Annotated in this window: 18 protein-coding genes; 3 read left to right on the top strand and 15 right to left on the bottom strand. The window is 64.2% G+C overall.

The window, feature by feature from the left end; all coding sequences use genetic code 11:
• Positions 1 to 168: 168 nt before the first annotated feature.
• Complete coding sequence (locus tag HZB49_RS14310) at positions 169 to 378, top strand: hypothetical protein (RefSeq protein WP_291612393.1); 210 nt, start codon at positions 169 to 171, stop codon at positions 376 to 378.
• A gap of 56 nt (positions 379 to 434) precedes the next feature.
• Here the strand turns inward: HZB49_RS14310 and hpaD are convergent, their stop codons facing one another.
• The 4 genes from hpaD to HZB49_RS14290 form a co-directional block, all read right to left on the bottom strand.
• Entirely contained in the window at positions 435 to 1,289 is an 855-nt protein-coding gene (hpaD, locus tag HZB49_RS14305; protein WP_291612391.1) for a 3,4-dihydroxyphenylacetate 2,3-dioxygenase, read from the bottom strand.
• On the bottom strand, positions 1,290 to 1,604 hold the full coding sequence (locus tag HZB49_RS14300) for a helix-turn-helix domain-containing protein (RefSeq protein WP_291612389.1): 315 nt from the start codon (positions 1,602 to 1,604) through the stop codon (positions 1,290 to 1,292).
• A 160-nt stretch (positions 1,605 to 1,764) separates the two neighbouring features.
• Positions 1,765 to 3,045 (bottom strand): amidohydrolase/deacetylase family metallohydrolase, encoded by a 1,281-nt coding sequence (locus HZB49_RS14295; protein ID WP_291612388.1) that lies wholly within the window; start codon positions 3,043 to 3,045, stop codon positions 1,765 to 1,767.
• A 27-nt stretch (positions 3,046 to 3,072) separates the two neighbouring features.
• Positions 3,073 to 3,303, bottom strand: coding sequence for a hypothetical protein (locus HZB49_RS14290; RefSeq protein WP_291612386.1), 231 nt, complete (start codon positions 3,301 to 3,303; stop codon positions 3,073 to 3,075).
• 14 nt (positions 3,304 to 3,317) lie between these two features.
• Between HZB49_RS14290 and HZB49_RS14285 the strand changes: the two genes are divergently transcribed.
• Positions 3,318 to 3,548 carry a hypothetical protein gene (locus tag HZB49_RS14285; protein ID WP_291612384.1) on the top strand — a complete coding sequence of 77 codons (231 nt, stop codon included), beginning with the start codon at positions 3,318 to 3,320 and terminating at the stop codon, positions 3,546 to 3,548.
• 57 nt (positions 3,549 to 3,605) lie between these two features.
• Here the strand turns inward: HZB49_RS14285 and HZB49_RS14280 are convergent, their stop codons facing one another.
• Positions 3,606 to 4,424: an aldo/keto reductase gene (locus HZB49_RS14280; RefSeq protein WP_291612382.1), complete on the bottom strand. Its 819-nt coding sequence runs from the start codon at positions 4,422 to 4,424 to the stop codon at positions 3,606 to 3,608.
• A gap of 144 nt (positions 4,425 to 4,568) precedes the next feature.
• On the opposite strand from HZB49_RS14280, the gene HZB49_RS14275 reads away from it, so the two are divergent.
• On the top strand, positions 4,569 to 4,712 hold the full coding sequence (locus HZB49_RS14275) for a hypothetical protein (protein WP_291612380.1): 144 nt from the start codon (positions 4,569 to 4,571) through the stop codon (positions 4,710 to 4,712).
• A 16-nt stretch (positions 4,713 to 4,728) separates the two neighbouring features.
• Here HZB49_RS14275 and HZB49_RS14270 read toward each other — a convergent pair whose 3' ends face one another.
• The 10 genes from HZB49_RS14270 to ccoN all read right to left on the bottom strand — a co-directional run bounded on the left by HZB49_RS14270 (position 4,729) and on the right by ccoN (position 14,824).
• A complete protein-coding gene (locus HZB49_RS14270; RefSeq protein ID WP_291612378.1) occupies positions 4,729 to 6,306 on the bottom strand; it encodes an alkaline phosphatase D family protein in 1,578 nt (525 codons plus the stop codon).
• Between the two features lie 122 nt (positions 6,307 to 6,428).
• Positions 6,429 to 6,827: a hypothetical protein gene (locus tag HZB49_RS14265; protein WP_291612376.1), complete on the bottom strand. Its 399-nt coding sequence runs from the start codon at positions 6,825 to 6,827 to the stop codon at positions 6,429 to 6,431.
• Positions 6,828 to 6,931: 104 nt separating this feature from the next.
• Positions 6,932 to 7,111 (bottom strand): cbb3-type cytochrome oxidase assembly protein CcoS, encoded by a 180-nt coding sequence (gene ccoS / locus HZB49_RS14260; RefSeq protein WP_291612374.1) that lies wholly within the window; start codon positions 7,109 to 7,111, stop codon positions 6,932 to 6,934.
• Positions 7,111 to 9,303 (bottom strand): heavy metal translocating P-type ATPase, encoded by a 2,193-nt coding sequence (locus HZB49_RS14255; protein ID WP_291612372.1) that lies wholly within the window; start codon positions 9,301 to 9,303, stop codon positions 7,111 to 7,113. Before HZB49_RS14255 ends, ccoS begins: the two co-directional genes overlap by 1 nt.
• Before the next feature lie 11 nt (positions 9,304 to 9,314).
• Positions 9,315 to 9,815: a FixH family protein gene (locus HZB49_RS14250; RefSeq protein WP_291612370.1), complete on the bottom strand. Its 501-nt coding sequence runs from the start codon at positions 9,813 to 9,815 to the stop codon at positions 9,315 to 9,317.
• A 20-nt stretch (positions 9,816 to 9,835) separates the two neighbouring features.
• A complete protein-coding gene (gene ccoG / locus HZB49_RS14245; RefSeq protein ID WP_291612368.1) occupies positions 9,836 to 11,290 on the bottom strand; it encodes a cytochrome c oxidase accessory protein CcoG in 1,455 nt (484 codons plus the stop codon).
• Between the two features lie 85 nt (positions 11,291 to 11,375).
• Complete coding sequence (ccoP, locus tag HZB49_RS14240; protein WP_291612367.1) at positions 11,376 to 12,248, bottom strand: cytochrome-c oxidase, cbb3-type subunit III; 873 nt, start codon at positions 12,246 to 12,248, stop codon at positions 11,376 to 11,378.
• Positions 12,249 to 12,254: 6 nt separating this feature from the next.
• Positions 12,255 to 12,419: a cbb3-type cytochrome c oxidase subunit 3 gene (locus HZB49_RS14235; RefSeq protein ID WP_291612365.1), complete on the bottom strand. Its 165-nt coding sequence runs from the start codon at positions 12,417 to 12,419 to the stop codon at positions 12,255 to 12,257.
• Positions 12,420 to 12,429: 10 nt separating this feature from the next.
• Positions 12,430 to 13,164, bottom strand: coding sequence for a cytochrome-c oxidase, cbb3-type subunit II (ccoO, locus tag HZB49_RS14230; RefSeq protein ID WP_291612363.1), 735 nt, complete (start codon positions 13,162 to 13,164; stop codon positions 12,430 to 12,432).
• Between the two features lie 10 nt (positions 13,165 to 13,174).
• Positions 13,175 to 14,824 carry a cytochrome-c oxidase, cbb3-type subunit I gene (gene ccoN / locus HZB49_RS14225; protein WP_291612361.1) on the bottom strand — a complete coding sequence of 550 codons (1,650 nt, stop codon included), beginning with the start codon at positions 14,822 to 14,824 and terminating at the stop codon, positions 13,175 to 13,177.
• Positions 14,825 to 14,996 lie beyond the last annotated feature (172 nt).

The raw sequence follows: 14,996 nt of genomic DNA, 5'->3' as shown, positions 1-14,996 counted from the left end.
GTGTCCGGGCAGCTCCGGAAGACGTAATCTTGCGCATGAGACCGATTGGCAGCAGTCGCTTGACTCAACGCCAGCTCCGATTGCGCAAGATCAAGACACGATCGGAGGGATGGAGCAGATTTCATATCTCACCGGCCGGGTAGCCGGTGCAGGATATTGGAGATGCCCATGCTCAAGATCGCGATCCTCATCTGGGTGATGCTCGGGACAGCAGTGGCAGGCACGGCCGTTACAGCGGTGCTGGCTGCGGGAATCGCTTCAGACTCCATGAGGGCAATACCGCTCGCGGCTCTGGCCGGTTTTGTCGTGGCGATGCCGTTATCGTATTTCGTCGCAGCCAAGATCGCGCGCGATCCGTCATCCAAGCGGATCGCCTGACTTGGGCCGCGATGTCCGCTTCCCGACAGGGGCGGACGCAGTCTCGGACCGATCGATTACGCCGCGACGTGAAACTCGACGTTGACCTGGCCGCTGCCGCTGGACGGGAAATAGTCGCAGAGCTGCTCCGCCCTGCCCTGGTAGCCGTACCAGCCGAGGGCGGCGAACAGCATGATGGTGTCGGCCATGCCGCCCTCGCCGTTGCACTTGGTGGCGTAGTCCGGGAGCATGTCGATGAATTCGCGGTAGCGGCCCTGCTGCCACAGCTCAAGCACGCGCAGGTCGACCTGGCGGTTGAATTCGCTGGCGACCGAGGTCCAGGCTTCCGGACCAAGCTTCCTGTTGGGCCACAGCCGGTGCGACAGCGATCCGCTGGCGATGAGCGCCACCCGCTCGCCGGACGCTTCGACCGCCCGCCGTACCGCCTCACCCAGGATGCGGCTCTCCTCCGGCGAGGTGAAGAGCGGCGTAGCCACCGACACAACTTTGGCGTGGCCGTCGGCGTTCATGTAATGCATGGGGACGATGGTGCCGTATTCGAGCCCGAGGCTCGCCACCTTGTGGGCGAGCACGTTCAGCCCGCCCTTGGCGGCTTCCGCGGCGATCGCTTCGGCGAGCCGGGGATCGCCGGGCAGATCATAACCCAGATCCTGGATCATCTGCGGCGCTTCGTGGCTGGTGAAGGCGCCGCGATGATGCGCATTGGCGTTGATGTGGTAGCCGAAGTTTGACAGCCAATGGGTGTCGAACACCACGAAGGTGGAGACCTCGCGCTCGCGGGCGCGGCGGCCGAGCTCGCGCAGCGCATTGACGGCGCCCTCGCGAGCGGCCTTCAGCGGGCTGCCCTCGGCCTCCGAAAGCATTAGCGATGGGACGTGGCTGACCTTGGCGGCGAGAACAAGCTGTCCCATCTATTTCCCTTCCCAGCCTGCGAACGGTTCGCAGCGGATAGCCTGGGCAAGCCGCAGCAGCAGCACGATCGAGACATTGCCCCGGCCGGCCTCGATCTGGGCGATGTAGCGTTCGGAGATGCCGGACTGGCGGGCCAGCTCCCGGCGCGACATTTCGCGCTGCGCCCGCGCGGTGCGGACCCGCTCGCCGAGCTGGCTCAAAAACTCGCTTTCATAGAGGGAAAGAACCGTGCCACCAGCCGAAATCACCCCGGACGGCTCGTCCGGGGGCGATTCATCGCGGAATTGTGCTTCGTTCCGTGCCACGCTTCGCATGATCGCCGGACACCGGCGGCGCCACATTGATCGAGCGCAAACTTGGGGAGATTTCCGCGGTAATCCACGGCCTTACCCGGGACTTCATCCTGAACGGCGGCCGTTGGGCCGCGCCTTGCGCTGCCCCGTTGGCGCCTCCTCGCGTTGAGGATTCAGGCCGTCACCGCACCGAGAAGGGCGCCTGGTAGGGCCGGCCGAACGGTACCCCGTTCACGACCGTCTGCACCGGCTTGAGCAGCAGCTTGCCGTCGCGCTTGTTGTTGCGGGTGTCGACGAAGGTCACCGGCCCCTCCGCCAGTTCCATGATCGCGACGTCGCCGGGTGCGCCGGCCTGGAGCGTGCCGAGCTTCGGCGCGCGGTTGATGATCCTGGCGGGCGCCGTGGTTGCCGCCGCCACCACCTGCTCCAGCGAGGAGCCCAGCGCCATGAACTTGCTCATCACGTTCGGCAGGTAGGGCATGCCGGGCGAATTGCCGGAGAAGACGTGGATGTCGGAGGAGATGGTATCCGGCGTGCAGCCGCCGGGGATCGCGACTTCCGCCACCGTGAAGTCAAAGCTGCCGCCGCCATGGCCGACGTCGAACAGCACCCCGCGCTGCTTGGCGGCGAGCGCCGCAGGAATGAGCTTGCCGTCCTGAACGATGTTGGTGAAGACCCCGGCCATGTTGGGGAACCCGGAATAGGCATGGGTCAGCACGTCGCCCGGCCGCATCAGGTCGAGAATCTGCGACATCAGCTCCTTCGTCTCGACGCCGCCGATATGCACCATCATCTTGGCCGGCCAGCCGCACGTCTCGCAGGCCTTGATGCCGCGCTTGAGCGGCTCGAGCCCGTGCTTGGCAATCACGTTCTCCGACATCCGCACCTTGACGCCGAGCAGGAAGTCCGGGTTCTCGGCCAGCGCCATCGCGCAGGCTTCAACTTGCGCATAATCGATGTTGTAGAGCTCGGCGACCGGGAAGCCCGACAGGCCGTTATTGGCGATGTGGATGAAGGCGTAGATGCGCGCCCGCGACTGCGCGACGATGTAGCGGCGCAGCGCCGCGATGTTGTTGACCCCGGCGTCACCTGCAGAAATCAGCGTCGTCGTGCACTGGAACTGGGCGAGTTCGTCGGCGGGAATGCCGATCGCCGAGCCGTAGGGAAAGACATGCGCGTGCAGGTCGATCAGGCCGGGGGTCACCAGCTTGCCCGTGGCGTCGATGGTTTTCGCAGCGCGCGCCGCCGGAATGTCGTTCTCGACCGCTTCGATCGTGCCCCAGCGGATGCCGATGTCGCGCTTGCCCCGCAGCGACTGGCTGGGATCGAGCACGTCGCCGCCCTTGATGACGAGATCGAACTTGTCGTTCGGCCCCATCGCGGCTTCGGCGCGTCCGGAGAGCGCGGCAGCGGCGACAGAACCGCTCAGGGTGAGGAAATTACGGCGAGACAATTCCGTCATGGCAGCGCTCCCCCAGAATGAATTTTGTTATGCCGCGATGATGCGCCGCTCGACCGTCTTGCGCAAGCCGCAACGAGATGGGCGCACGCCCATTTCGAGGGGGGCATTCTGCAACAGCATCGGCGCGCCCTCGGCCGCTGTGAGAAAAGAGCTCGTGATTGTCCATTGCTCAAGCACGAACCGTGTGAACAGCGGTTCAGGAAACTCCTCCGGTTCCAGCGGAACGTTCCTTTGTATCGGTCGTTTCATCCTCATCATGTGAGGAGGACATCATGAAGAAGTTTGCTTTTGTGCTGGCTGCTCTCGGCGCGATGGCAGTGGCGGTGCCGTCGATCGCCAGCGCCCAGACCATCGTCATCAAGCGCGGCCATGGTCATCATCACGGCTGGTACGGCGCACATGCGCGGATGCACCATGACCATGGCTTGCATCGCGGCTGGCGCCACCATCACCGCCATGGCGACCGCGTCGTGGTCATCAAGAAGCGCTATCACCGCTACTGACGGCCGACACAGGAAAATGGCTCCTCTAGTGAGGAGCCATTTTCTATTCCGTCATCCCTAGTCCCAATCCGGCCCAAAACCAGGATTCACGCAGCGCCTGTCTTTCGGCAGCGCGGCGATGGCCTTGCGGTCGTCGTCGTCGAGCACGACCTTCAGCGCGTCGAGATTGGCTTTCTGGCTCTCGGCGCGAGAGGCCTTCGGAATCGCGGCGACGCCGTCCTGGTCGAGCAGCCATTTCAGCGCGACTTGCGCAGCGCTTGCATTGTGCTTGCGGCCGATCTTCGCCAGCCGCTCCTCGGAGGCCGCGCGACCCTGTGCCAGCGGGCAGTAGGCGACCAGCGGGATGTCGTGCGCGGCGAGATATTTCCGCAGCTTCGATTGATCCAGCATCACGTGATATTCGACCTGGTTGCAGGCGATCGGCGCCCGCACCTGTTCGACCGCGACCTTCAGCAGCGCCGTGGTGAAATTGGCGACGCCGATGGCGCGCGTGCGTCCCTCCTCCTTCAGCTCCATCAGCGTCTCCAGAACGGCCGGCAGATTCATGTCGCGCGAAGGCCAGTGCACGAGATAGAGATCGATCCGATCGAGCCGCAGCTTTCTCATGGATGCGTCGAACGCCCGGCGGATGGCGTCCGGCGCCAGATTGTCGACCCAGACCTTGGTCGTCACGTGCAGTTCGCCGCGCGGCAGGCCGGAGGCCGCGATCGCCGCGCCAATCGGCTCCTCATTGCCGTACATCTCCGCGGTGTCGATGTGGCGGTAGCCGAGCGCAAGGGCGCTTTCTACCGCCGCGCGGCAGGTATCGCCCTGCATGCGGAAAGTGCCGAGCCCGAGTTTTGGCATGGCAATGCCCTGGGTCTTGATGGTCTGCATGGGTGCTCCAAACGGCTTTTGGACCGCCCGAGGGGCGGCCGGTAACAGTAGACAAAGGGGCTGGTTGATAGGCGGAATGAGACGGGGTAACAGCGATAGCCTGCCGGAAGCGGCTGGCGCAAATCAAGATCGAGTTAGGGAACCATGGCCAAGCCGGGCGATGCGCTAAAAAGATGGCTGGACACCAATGGATTGCTCGCGATCAGCCTCGGCGTGCTTGGCGTGGCGATCGCGCTATCCCTGCTGCTGGTCGTCGGCGGCTATTTTATTGCGTCATTCTACCAATAGGCCGCCGACCCGAGGCTCAGATGTGCTGCGCGACCAATAGTCCCGGCCGCGCGTCGGGTTGCGGCACAATGTCGACCGACCACAGGCTGGTGTCGTCGACGTCCTTCAGCGTCACCGTCATGACGCCGCTCCCGCCGTCGATATCGACACGGCCGAAGAACTGCATCCCGAAACAGGGCGCGAGATTCTCGCCGTCGCAGCCCTTCTGGTATATCGCCTTCGGCCCGAAGGTGTTGTCGAGCTTGCCCGGTGCCCAGGTGCCGGCATGCAGGGGACCGGAGACGAATTCCCAGAACGGCTCGAAATCCTGGAATACGGCGCGGCCGGGATCGTAATGGTGCGCGGCGGTGTAATGCATGTCGGCGGTGAGCCAGACGATGTTGCGCAGGCCAGCGCGCTTGATGAAGGACAGCAAGTCGGCGATCTCGTGCTCGCGCCGTTCCGGCGGCCCGTCGCCGAGCGCGATCGCATCCTCGCTGAAAAGCCCGATCGGCATATCGGCCGCTATTACCTTCCAGGTCGCATCCGAAGCGACCAGCTCGCGCTTCAGCCAGGCGAGCTGTGTAGCGCCGAAGATGCTGGTGTCGCGATCGTCACCGCTGTTGCCCGAGGAGTCGCGATAGCTGCGCATGTCGATCAGGAAGACGTCGAGCAGCGGGCCGTAAGCGATCTTGCGATAGATGCGGCCGTCCCGAGCCGGGATGCTGCGGATCGGCATGAATTCGTGAAAGGCGCGGCGGGCGCACGCCACCATCAGCGAGCTGCCATCCTCGGCATAACCGGTTGCGTCCGAGGTACCGAGCGGCGACCAGTCGTTGGTCACCTCATGGTCGTCCCATTGCGCCAGCATCGGCACTTGCGCATGAAAAGCGCGGAAATTCTCGTCCAGCAGATTGTACTTGTAGTTGCCGCGGAACTGCTCGAGGCTGTGCGCGACGACCGATTTCTCTTCCGTCACCAGATTGCGCCAGGTCCCGCCGTTCGGCAGCTTCAGCTCGCGCTCGATCGGACAATCCGCATAGATGTGGTCGCCGCAATGGATGAAGAAGTCCGGCCGGTTCTGCAGCATGGTCCGGTAGGTGCGCATGCCACCGCGTGCGGGATCGATGCCCCAGCCCTGCCCCGCAGTATCGCCGGACCAGAGGAAAGAGACCGAGCGCCGTTCCGATGGCGCGGTGCGGAAGCGCCCGGTCTGCGTCGCGCCGGCATGGCCGGCCTCGAAACCTTCGAAGCGCACCCGATAAAATATCTCCTGCCCCGCCGGCAGGCCATCGATCAGGAGCTTTGCGGTGAGGTCGCGCCCGGGGAGCGCGTCGATGGAGGCGGCGCGAACGATGCTGGCAAAGCTTTCCATCGTCGAGCATTCGACCCGCATGCGCGACGGCCGGTCGGCGCGCGCCCAGATCACGGCGGAGCCAGCCTCGACATCGCCTGACTGGATTCCGTCCGCAATCAGCGGGCGATCGGCGGCGCGGCTTAGATAGGGTTTTGCAATCGTACCGATGCCCGCAACGGCCATCGTCGAAGCGGATCGAGCGAGGAACTGCCGCCGCGTCAGCGGCCCCTGCCTCGCGCTGCGAATCGCATTCGCCATCCGGTACACCTCCGTCGAATCGCGACGGAAGGTGCCCGTTCATCTTGACTGCCGGTCGAAGGTTTCTTGACTCCCCGCCGAAGCTTTTGCGACGGGGAGATGACTCCTGGCGCGCGAGGAGATCAGCGCTTCCAGTTGCAGATGCCGCCGGACTTGCAGGGCCATGTCTGGATACGCGTGTCCATGGCCTGGGCGTCCAGCGGATTGCCGTGGCGGCGGGCCAGCCTGGTGCGTGCGGCGCCGCGCGGTTTCGCCACCGACGGCTGGGTCATTTTGCTCGTTCGTACCATAGGCTGACGCTCAGCCTGCGGTTCCGCGGCGACCTGCTTCGGATCGGTGCGGGCCTGTACCGGCACCGGCGCGAACTCGGCAGGCGGCCCAATGCGCTTCGGCGACAGCACCGCCTTCGACAGGTCGAGACTGAGCAACTCGCCGGCGCGATATTCGTTCGCGAGCGCAGGGGAGCCCAGCGCCAGCAGGGCGGAGGAGGCGATTGCAGCAAGAACGCGTTTCGGGGCCATGCGCGGCCTCCTGAACAACGAAAAAGGGAACCCTCATTATCTAGGAAGCAACCCCCGCAATTCCAGCGCCGGCCGCCGTCAAGGTTACCGGCGGCCGAAATAAATCACGGGCTTCCCAGCTTTTTTTTGGGCGCCGCCTGCGGCGGATCGTCATCGGCGATGGCGCGCCAGGCGGCACCGTCGAGATCGTCGTACTGGCCGCTCTTGAGCGACCAGAGAAAGCCCGCAAGCCCCAATGCGCCCAGTCCGAGCGCCAGCGGCACCAGATAGACCAATACCTCCATCAGCGCACCTCCTGCCCGGCGTGGCGGGCGCGTAGCGCGTTCAGCATGACCAGCACCGACGAGCCGGACATGGCGGCTGCCGCGATCAGCGGCGTCGCCAGGCCCACGATCGCCACCGGCACCGCAAGCGCATTATAGCCGACGGCGAGCCAGATGTTCTGCTTCATGAGGTATACGGCCTTGCGGGAATAGTCGATGGCCGCGACCACGGGGGACAGTTCCCTGCCGAGGAAGACGAGGTCGGCGGTGGCCTGGCTGAGATGCGTGGCGCTGACCGGAGACATCGACACGCTGGCGGCTGCCAGCGACGGCGCGTCGTTCATGCCGTCGCCGACCATCATCACCTTGCGGCCCTGCCGCTTCAGCTCCTCGATTCGCGCGATCTTTTCTGCCGGCGTGACGCCGGCACGCCAGATGCCGACACCGAGCGCGTTCGCGGCGTGCTGGACCGCGGGCTCGCGGTCGCCGGAAAGCAGCTCCACCACGATGCCGCGCTGCTTCAACGCTGCAATCGTGGCGACCGCATCCGGACGCAATTGCTGACGCACCGCGAAGACGTGGCATTGCGTGCCGCGGCGGAACGCCACAACCGAGACTTCGGGGTCGCGGCTCAGGATTTCATTGGCGAGGCCATCGGCATCGCAGAACGAGGGACTGCCAAGGCGGACCTCGACGCCATCGATCATCGCGCGCACGCCCTTGCCGGGCTCCTCCTGCGCGCCGGAAAGCGGCGCCCTCGCCTGCGCGGCGCGCGCCACGGCCGCGGCGACGGGGTGATGGCTTGCAAGCGCGAGGCGGCCGGCGAGGCTGAACACGTCAGAGGGGATGTTTTGCGCATTGACGACGTCGAGATCCGGCAGCGTCAGCGTCCCCGTCTTGTCGAACACGACGGTATCGACGTCGGACACGCGCTCGATCGCATCACCCGAATTGATCAGCACGCCGGCGCGGAACATGGCGCCCGCCACCACCGTCTGCACCGCGGGGATCGCCAGTCCCAGCGCACAGGGACAGGTAATGATCAGCACGGCAATCGCCGTGACGATGGCGTCGTGCCAGCTCGCGCCCCACGCGACCCAGCCGAGCATGGTCAGCGCCGCGGTGACATGCACCACCGGCGCATAGAGCCGCGAGGCGCGGTCGGCGAGCTGCACGTAGCGCGATCGCGCCTGCAGCGCGTTTTCCAGCAGCCGCGTGATCTCGGCAAGCAGCGTGCCCTCGGCCGCAGCCGCGACCTTGACCCGCAGCGCGCCCGAAACGTTCATCGTGCCGGCATAAACCGGCGTGCCCTTCTCCGCGGCGACATGCCGCGTCTCGCCCGTGATCAGGCTCTGGTCGATCTCGGAGCGGCCCTCGATCACTTCGCCGTCGACGGCCGAGCGCTCGCCCGGCCGCAGCAGCACGATGTCGCCGGCGCGGATGCTCGCCGCCGGCACTTCGCTGATCTCGTCGGGGCCGACGAATTTGGCCGCGGTCTCCGCTTTCAGCGCGGCGAGATTGCCGGCCACCGCGCGGGTCCGCCGCCGCATGTTCTGGTCGAGATAGCGCCCCGCCAGCAGGAAGGTGAGCAGCATCACCGCGGCATCGAAATAGGCGTGCTCGGCGTGATGAATGGTCTCTACCACGCTCATGGCGAGCGCAAGGATGACGCCGATCGTGATCGGCACGTCCATGTTGACCCCGCCGGCCCGAAGCGCGCGCCAGGCCGACAGGAAGAACGGCTGGCCGGCATAGGCCGCCGCCGGCAGCACGATCAGCGCCGACATCCAGTGGAAGAAATCACGCTGCTCGGGCAGCATATCGGAGACGTTGCCCGACCACACCGGGATCGACAGCATCATCACGTTCATGGCGGCGAATGCGGCGACGCCCAGGCAGCGCAGCAGGAAGCGCGACTGCTCGGCTTCGACGATCTCGGCGCGCACCGGCTCGAACGGATAGGCCTTGTAGCCGAGCTCGGCGAGCCGGTCGATCAGGGCCGCCGGGTCGACCGCCCCCTTCTTCCATTCCACCGCCAGCCGGCGATCGGTCAGGTTTACCCGCGCGCGGGTAACCTCGGGAATGGCGGAGAGGCCGCGTTCGATCTTGGCCATGCAGCCGGCGCAGCTGACGCCCTCGACCGCGAGGTCGAGATGGGCGATGCCGGTGTCCAGTTCCTTCACATAGTGGGAATAGTCGCGAGTCAGTGCCATCTTAACTTCCACTAATTGAGAATGACGCGGTTGCGCGACAGGAACAGCCGCGCGCCCCTCGCCTCGCCCTCGATCACGAGATCCCATTGCCCCGGCAGCACGTCGGTTGCGTTGCCGCGATAGACGCCAATGCCGGATTCGGCGAGTTCGACCGCGCGGTCGATCCGCTTGTCGGTCGGCCGCTCCAGCCGTCCGGAGAATTTCAACCCGGACAGCGGCGCGCCGTTGGCGTCGCGCGCATCGAGTCGCACCGTGGCTGCGCCGTCGGCCCGGCGCTCGACATGGGCATCGACCTTCCAGTTGCGCCGGTTCTGGTCTCGCGCCGCCGATATCTCGCCCGCATAGGCGAGGCTGGCGCGATAGGCGCTGTCGACTTCCGTCCCCGGCAACGTGTCGATGGCCAGTTTCATCATCACCAGGTTGACGCCGATGACGAGGGCGAAGAAGGCGACGAGATAGAACAGGACCCTTCGTCCCGTCAGCGGCCGCGGTGTACTGGGTGGGTTGCGCATCGGAAACTCCTGCCCGCTTCTCAAGGCGTCACAAAATTGTCTGTCGTGACCGCAGTCTCGCCGAGACCGATGTCGGTGATCCGGAACCGCACCGGTACCGACTTCTCGGTGTTGTTCTCGGCGGGTGCGGTGACCAGCACGCGCAGCTCTGTGGTCTGGTCGCGGCCGAGCACGATCATCGGCCGGTCCTGCGTCACCGAGTCGACGCCGACGACGTGGACAGTCGCATTGACGGGACCGTCGATGTCGATGGCGATGACACGGTCGAAGCCGCGCTTGTTGAGGAGGCGCATGGTATAGGCATTGCGGATCGAGCCGTCGCTCAGCTTCACCGCAACGGGGTTGCGGTCATGCAGCACGTTGACGTCGAGCAGCGAGCGCGTCAGCATTGCATAGAGCATGATGGCGCCGACGACGGCGATCAGGCCGCAGTAGATCACGGTACGCGGCCGGACCACACGGTAGATCTCCGGTTTTCCTTCGGTGCGGCGCTTGATGTTGATGTCGCTGTCATAACCGATCAGCCGCGTCGGCCGGCCGATCTTGGTCATGACCGTGTCGCAGGCATCGATGCACAGGCCGCACTGGATGCAGTCGAGCTGCGACCCGTTGCGGATGTCAATGCCGGTCGGGCAGACCGCAACGCATTGATAGCAGTCGACGCAATCGCCGACCGGCTCACCCCTGGCGCGCAGTTCCTTCGCCTTCTTCACCGAGGTGCGCTTCTCGCCGCGGTCGTAGCGATAGGTGACGTTGAGCGCCCATTCGTCGGTCAGCGCCGCCTGGATACGCGGCCACGGGCACATGTAGACGCAGACCTGCTCGCGCATCCAGCCGGCAAGCACATAGGTCGAGGCGGTCAGGATGCCGATCCAGATGTAGGCGAGCATCGGCGCCCGGAAAGTGAGGAGTTGCCACACCAGCGTCGGCGCGTCGGCGAAATAGAGCACCCAGGCGCCGCCGGTCCACCAGGCGATCATCAGCCAGATCGAATGTTTCAGGACCGTCTCCGAGACGCGCTCGAGGTTCCAGCCCGCGGCGTCTTTCTTCATGCGCTCGCGGCGATCGCCCTCGATCAGCCGCTCCACGGCGTAGAACAGATCGGTCCAGACGGTTTGCGGGCAGAGATAGCCGCACCAGATACGCCCGCCGATCGAATTGAGCAGGAACAGCACGAGAGCGGCGATGACCAGGAGGCCGGTGAAGTAATAGAGTTCCTGCGGCCAGATCTCGATGAAGAAGAAATAGAAGCGCTTGTTCGGGAAGTCGATCAGCACCGCCTGATCGGGTGCACCGAGGCCCCTGTTCCAACGCACGAAGGGCAGGAAGTAGTAGACACCCAGACAGAACCCCATCAGGCCCCATTTGATGCGGCGGAAGGTTCCGGAGACCTTTTGGGGGAACACTTTCTTGCGCGCCGCATAGAGCGGCCCGTAATCGAGGTCTATATCGTCCTGAACGCTGGTATTGCTCATCAAACCGGCCGATCTCGTGGGGGCGAAGGGAAATATATGTCCGCGCGCCCCCGCGAGACTTGATGCATCTCAAGGGAAGCGGCGGTTACTGACCGCCGCCCAGTGAATGCACGTAGACTGCCAAGGCCCTGATGGTTGCCGGGTCGAGCCGGCCGACCCAGGCCGGCATCACACCGGCACGGCCGTTGGTGATGGTCTCGACGAGGCTCGCCTCGTCCGATCCGTACAGCCAGATCTTGTCGGTCAGGTTGGGCGCGCCCATCTCCTGGTTACCCTTGCCGGCGTCGCCGTGACAGGAGGCGCAGTTGTCGGCAAAGAGCTTCTTGCCTGCCGCCGCGTCATAGCCGGCGCCGGTCGAAAGACCGGACAATGACCTGACATAGTTGGCGACCGTGACGATCTCGGCCGGCTTCAGCACGCCATCCTTGCCGAAGGCGAGCATGGCGCCCTCATGCGCCTTGGCATGCCCCGACCGCGCGCCGAACTGGATCGTCTTTTCGATCTGATCGGGCTTGCCGCCCCAGATCCATTCGTCGTCGTTGAGGTTGGGATAACCCTTGGCGCCGGCGCCGCCGGTGCCGTGACAGGGAGCGCAATTGTCGCCGAACGCCGCCTTGCCGCTCGCGCGTGCCAGCGCCAGCATCGCCGGATCCTTTTCGATCTCGGCAAGCGGCGTTGCCGCGAGCTTCACCATCTTCTCGCCCCGGATCTTCGCGAGGTTGGCGAGCTCGACGGCAACGTCAGCACGCGATGAGTAGTTGAACATGCCGGTAGTGTAGCTGCTGACCAGCGGCCAGGCCGGATAGACGATCCAGTAGCCGATGGACCAGAAGATGGTGGCATAGAAGGTCCAGACCCACCACCGTGGAAGCGGCGTGTTGAGCTCCTTGATGCCGTCCCATTCATGTCCGGTGGTGGATGTGCCGGTGACTTTGTCGATTTCGCTGTGATCGGTCATGGTTGATCAGTCCTCACGCAAAGGCATTTTCGACGCGGCGTCGAAGGTCGCCTTGTTCCGCGGCCAGAGCGCATAAAGCACAATGGCGATGAAAATTCCGACGAAGAGCGGCGTCCAGAGCGATGTCACGAATTCCGACACCGGATTCGAAGCGGTTAGGAGTGCTTTCATCTGACTGCCTTCAGCGCAAGTTGGCTTTTTCGTTGTAGAGTTTGAAGTCGACGAGCGTGCCGAGCATCTGCAGATATGCGACCAGCGCGTCCATCTCGGTCGGGTTGCCGCCGTTGTTGTCGAAATTGCGCACCACCGCCTTCGGGTAGCGTTTCGCAAAAGCATCGGCACCGGCGTTGTCCGGATCGGCCTGCGCCTTGAGATCGGCGGCGGCGTTGGCGATCTGGTCGTCGCTGTAGGGCACGCCGACCGTGCGGCTGGTGCGCAGGTGAGCGGCAACCGCCTCGGCATCCAGCTCGGTCTTCGCCAGGAACGGATAGCCGGGCATGATCGACTGCGGCACGATGGCACGCGGATTCTTCAGATGCGTGACGTGCCATTCGTCGGAATATTTGCCGCCGACCCGGGCCAGATCCGGCCCGGTGCGCTTGGAGCCCCACTGGAACGGATGGTCGTACATGCTCTCCGCTGCGAGCGAGTAGTGCCCGTAGCGCTCCACCTCGTCGCGCAGCGGCCGCACCATCTGCGAATGACAGAGATAGCAGCCTTCGCGGACGTAGATGTTGCGTCCGGCCAGTTCCAGCGGCGTGTACGGCCGCATGCCGTCCACCTTCTCGATGGTGCTCTTGAGGTAGAACAGCGGGGTGATCTCGACCAGGCCGCCGAAGGCAATCATCACGAGAATGCCGACGACCAGGATGATCGAGTTTTTCTCAAAGACTTGATGTCTTGTCCAGAATGACATTTCTCTTTCCTCACTCCGCCGGCTGCAGGGCGACCGGCGATGCGACTTCTTCTTCGCCCACGCGCACAGTCATCCATAGATTGTAAGCCATGATCAGCGAGCCGATCAGGAACAGCGCACCGCCCAGGGCACGGGTCACGTAGAAGGGATGCATCGCCTCGACGGTCTCGATGAAGGAATATTCGAGGAAGCCGAGCGCGGTGTAGGCACGCCACATCAGGCCCTGCATGATCCCGGACACCCACATCGCGGAGATGTAGAGCACGATGCCGAGCGTCGAGATCCAGAAGTGCCAGTTGACGAGCTTCAGGCTGTACAGCTGCTTCTTGTTCCACAGCCAGGGCACGAGGCAGTACAGCGCTCCGAAGGACACGAAACCGACCCAGCCGAGCGCGCCGGAATGCACGTGGCCGATGGTCCAGTCAGTGTAGTGGGAAAGCGAGTTCACCACCTTGATCGACATCATCGGGCCTTCGAAGGTCGACATGCCATAGAAGGCGACGGACACCACCAGCATGCGCAGCACAGGGTCCGTGCGCAGCTTGTCCCAGGCGCCCGACAGCGTCAGCAGGCCGTTGATCATTCCGCCCCAGGAAGGCATCCACAGCATGATCGAGAAGGTCATGCCGAGCGTCTGCGCCCAATCCGGCAGCGCCGTATAGTGCAGATGATGCGGCCCGGCCCAGATGTAGAGGAAGATCAGCGCCCAGAAGTGGATGATCGACAGACGATAGGAATAGATCGGCCGGTCCGCACGCTTGGGCACGAAATAGTACATGATGGCCAGGAAGCCGGCGGTCAGGAAGAAGCCGACAGCGTTGTGGCCGTACCACCACTGGAACATCGCATCCTGCACGCCACCCCAGGCGATGTAGGACTTCGAGCCCAGCAACGACACCGGCAGGCCCGGATTGTTGCCGAGATGCAGCACCGCGATGGTGACGATGAAGGCGAGGAAGAACCAGTTGGCGACGAAGATGTGCGGTTCTTTTCGCTTGATCACCGTGATCAGGAACACGAGGAGGTAGACGACCCAGACGACGGTGAGCCAGAGATCGGCATACCATTCCGGCTCGGCATATTCCTTGCCCTGCGTGACGCCGAGCAGATAGCCGGTGCCGGCGATCAGGATGAAGAAGTTGTAACCGAGCACGACGAACCAGGGCGCGAGGTCGCCGGCGAGCCGGACGCGGCAGCTCTTTTGCACCACGTAGAACGAACTTGCGATCAACACGTTACCGCCGAAAGCGAAGATGACCGCGGAGGTGTGCAGCGGCCGCAGCCGGCCGAAGCTGATCCACGGCAGGTCAAAATTGAGAACCGGAAACGCCAACTGCAGGGCGATGATCAATCCGACGAGGAAGCCGGCAATACCCCAGAACATGGCGATGGCCGCGGAGAATTTGATCGGACCGAAATTGTAGTTCGGCCGACCGTTGATCTCCTGCGGCGGCAGCGCCGCCGCCCGCGAGAAATAGCGATTGAAGATCGCAAAGCAGGCCCAGAGACTGAAGACGGCAAAGAGCGCGGCGTGGAAAGCAAAGGCGCCGTCGGCTGCCTTGGCGGCGACGAACACAAAAACAAAGGCGGACACGGCCGAAAGCGCTCCAAGCCCTGCTTCGCCCTGCGTCATCCATTTTGCGTTAGAGGATTGTGTCATTCTCGGATACTTTCGTGAGTGGCCCGCTGCCACAGATCACGCTTTCGCGAGTGCGAGATTGACCAAGATCAAGTCAAGCAGCATTTGCGCACTGTTCCGGGCACAGTGGAAAAGAGAGTGCTGCTGCCAAAAAAACAAATGCCGGCAGCAGCTTCGCTGGCCGGCATTCGCG

Origin of the sequence: Bradyrhizobium sp. (assembly GCF_016219575.1) — a bacterium.
Lineage (GTDB): Bacteria > Pseudomonadota > Alphaproteobacteria > Rhizobiales > Xanthobacteraceae > Bradyrhizobium.
This window is presented reverse-complemented; position numbering and strand designations above follow the sequence as displayed.

Coding starts and splice junctions, on each gene's coding strand:
- ccoG (WP_291612368.1), bottom strand. CDS start 11,290: ATGAGCAATACCAGCGTTCAGGACGATATAGACCTCGATTACGGGCCG.
- HZB49_RS14235 (WP_291612365.1), bottom strand. CDS start 12,419: ATGAAAGCACTCCTAACCGCTTCGAATCCGGTGTCGGAATTCGTGACA.
- HZB49_RS14300 (WP_291612389.1), bottom strand. CDS start 1,604: ATGCGAAGCGTGGCACGGAACGAAGCACAATTCCGCGATGAATCGCCC.
- HZB49_RS14295 (WP_291612388.1), bottom strand. CDS start 3,045: ATGACGGAATTGTCTCGCCGTAATTTCCTCACCCTGAGCGGTTCTGTC.
- ccoS (WP_291612374.1), bottom strand. CDS start 7,111: ATGGAGGTATTGGTCTATCTGGTGCCGCTGGCGCTCGGACTGGGCGCA.
- HZB49_RS14275 (WP_291612380.1), top strand. CDS start 4,569: ATGGCCAAGCCGGGCGATGCGCTAAAAAGATGGCTGGACACCAATGGA.
- HZB49_RS14290 (WP_291612386.1), bottom strand. CDS start 3,303: ATGATGAGGATGAAACGACCGATACAAAGGAACGTTCCGCTGGAACCG.
- HZB49_RS14285 (WP_291612384.1), top strand. CDS start 3,318: ATGAAGAAGTTTGCTTTTGTGCTGGCTGCTCTCGGCGCGATGGCAGTG.
- HZB49_RS14280 (WP_291612382.1), bottom strand. CDS start 4,424: ATGCAGACCATCAAGACCCAGGGCATTGCCATGCCAAAACTCGGGCTC.
- ccoN (WP_291612361.1), bottom strand. CDS start 14,824: ATGACACAATCCTCTAACGCAAAATGGATGACGCAGGGCGAAGCAGGG.
- ccoO (WP_291612363.1), bottom strand. CDS start 13,164: ATGTCATTCTGGACAAGACATCAAGTCTTTGAGAAAAACTCGATCATC.
- HZB49_RS14270 (WP_291612378.1), bottom strand. CDS start 6,306: ATGGCGAATGCGATTCGCAGCGCGAGGCAGGGGCCGCTGACGCGGCGG.
- HZB49_RS14310 (WP_291612393.1), top strand. CDS start 169: ATGCTCAAGATCGCGATCCTCATCTGGGTGATGCTCGGGACAGCAGTG.
- HZB49_RS14250 (WP_291612370.1), bottom strand. CDS start 9,815: ATGCGCAACCCACCCAGTACACCGCGGCCGCTGACGGGACGAAGGGTC.
- HZB49_RS14265 (WP_291612376.1), bottom strand. CDS start 6,827: ATGGCCCCGAAACGCGTTCTTGCTGCAATCGCCTCCTCCGCCCTGCTG.
- ccoP (WP_291612367.1), bottom strand. CDS start 12,248: ATGACCGATCACAGCGAAATCGACAAAGTCACCGGCACATCCACCACC.
- HZB49_RS14255 (WP_291612372.1), bottom strand. CDS start 9,303: ATGGCACTGACTCGCGACTATTCCCACTATGTGAAGGAACTGGACACC.
- hpaD (WP_291612391.1), bottom strand. CDS start 1,289: ATGGGACAGCTTGTTCTCGCCGCCAAGGTCAGCCACGTCCCATCGCTA.